The 1,475-nt window shown below is 49.6% G+C and carries 3 protein-coding genes and 1 pseudogene; all 4 read left to right on the top strand.

Translation table 11 applies throughout. The features are described from left to right. Positions 1–198 (top strand): F0F1 ATP synthase subunit C (gene atpE / locus GY843_RS19480; RefSeq protein WP_297312179.1); only part of this gene is annotated, 198 nt, incomplete at its 5' end. 67 nt (positions 199–265) lie between these two features. Next, positions 266–736, top strand: a complete 471-nt coding sequence (locus tag GY843_RS19475; RefSeq protein WP_297312177.1) for a F0F1 ATP synthase subunit B — start codon at positions 266–268, stop codon at positions 734–736. A 14-nt stretch (positions 737–750) separates the two neighbouring features. Continuing rightward, positions 751–1,284 (top strand): F0F1 ATP synthase subunit delta, encoded by a 534-nt coding sequence (locus tag GY843_RS19470; protein ID WP_297312175.1) that lies wholly within the window; start codon positions 751–753, stop codon positions 1,282–1,284. 12 nt (positions 1,285–1,296) lie between these two features. Then, positions 1,297–1,475 (top strand): annotated as a pseudogene (locus GY843_RS19465) (F0F1 ATP synthase subunit alpha); the annotation flags it as partial.

The following is a 1,475-nucleotide window of genomic DNA, read 5'->3' as shown; positions in this document are numbered from 1 at the left end:
CTGATGATGGGTCTGGGTGCGGTAGGTGCTGCTGTAGGTATCGGTATCCTGGGTGGTAAATTCCTGGAAGGTGCTGCTCGTCAGCCTGAACTGATCCCTCTGCTGCGTACACAGTTCTTCATCGTAATGGGTCTTGTTGATGCGGTACCTATGATCGGTGTAGGTCTGGGTCTGTACGTACTGTTCGCTGTTGCGTAAGTAACTACAAGTCGATAGAGATAGACTGACTTGTCGATTAACTTAATCAACCGCGAGAGGTAATGGCGTGAATATCAATCTAACCATCATTGGTCAGGCCATCGCATTCGCTATCTTCGTAATGTTCTGCATGAAGTACGTGTGGCCGCCAATTACGGCTGCCCTGGCAGAGCGTAAGAAGAAGATTGCTGAAGGTCTGGACGCTGCTGACCGTGCTGAGCGTGATTTACAGCTGGCTCAAGAAAAAGCCACTGAAAATATGCGTAAAGGCAAAGAAGAAGCAGCCGCCATCATTGAACAGGCCAACAAGCGGGCTAACCAGATTATCGAAGAAGCTAAAGACAAAGCTCTGGAAGAAGCTGGTCGCGTTAAAGCGGCTAAAGAAGCTGAACTGGAGCAGGAAGTTAACCAGGCACGCGAAGCACTGCGTAGCCAGGTAGCTACTCTTGCATTGGCTGGTGCTGAAAAAGTACTGGAAGCTTCTATCGATGAGAAGGCACACGCGCAGCTTGTTGAAAAACTGGCCGCTGAGCTTTAAAGCGAGGTTTAACGATGGCTGAAGTCAACACTGTCGCTCGGCCTTATACCAAAGCTGCTTTTGAGTATGCGATGGATAAGGGTAACCTCGATCAGTGGTCCGCTATGCTAGCTCTGGCTGCTGCTGCAGCAGAAGACGAAAACGTAGCGCGTGTACTGGGTAACCCTGCACTGACAGATACGCAGAAAGCAGACCTTATGGTAGGCATCTGTGAAAATGCAGATGAGGCGGGTAAGAATTTCCTTGCACTGCTGGCTGAGAACAAGCGACTGGCAATCTTGCCAGAAATTAGCGCTCAGTTTGCAAAACTGAAAGCAGATCAGGAGAAGTCACTGGATATCGAAGTGACTACTGCCTTTGAACTGCAGGATGAGCAGCAGGAAAAACTTGCTCAGGCACTGAAAACTAAACTAGGTCGCGATGTATCGCTGTCCTCTCAGGTAGACAAATCTATCCTGGGTGGTGTGGTTGTACGTACTGACGACTTGGTGATCGACGGCTCCGTTCGCGCGCGACTCGCGAAGTTGGCCGAAGCGATGAATTCCTAGGGGAATAAAAGCATGCAGCAACTGAATCCTTCTGAGATCAGTGAGATTCTCAAGAAGCGCATCGACAATCTTGATGTGACTTCAGAAGCCCGTAATGAGGGCACTGTAGTGAGCGTTTCCGATGGTATCATTACGATCCACGGTCTTGCTGACGTTATGTACGGGGAAATGATCGAATTCCCTGGCGGTAT

Origin of the sequence: Neptuniibacter sp. (genome assembly GCF_024231755.1) — a bacterium.
GTDB lineage: Bacteria > Pseudomonadota > Gammaproteobacteria > Pseudomonadales > Balneatricaceae > Neptuniibacter.
This window is presented reverse-complemented; position numbering and strand designations above follow the sequence as displayed.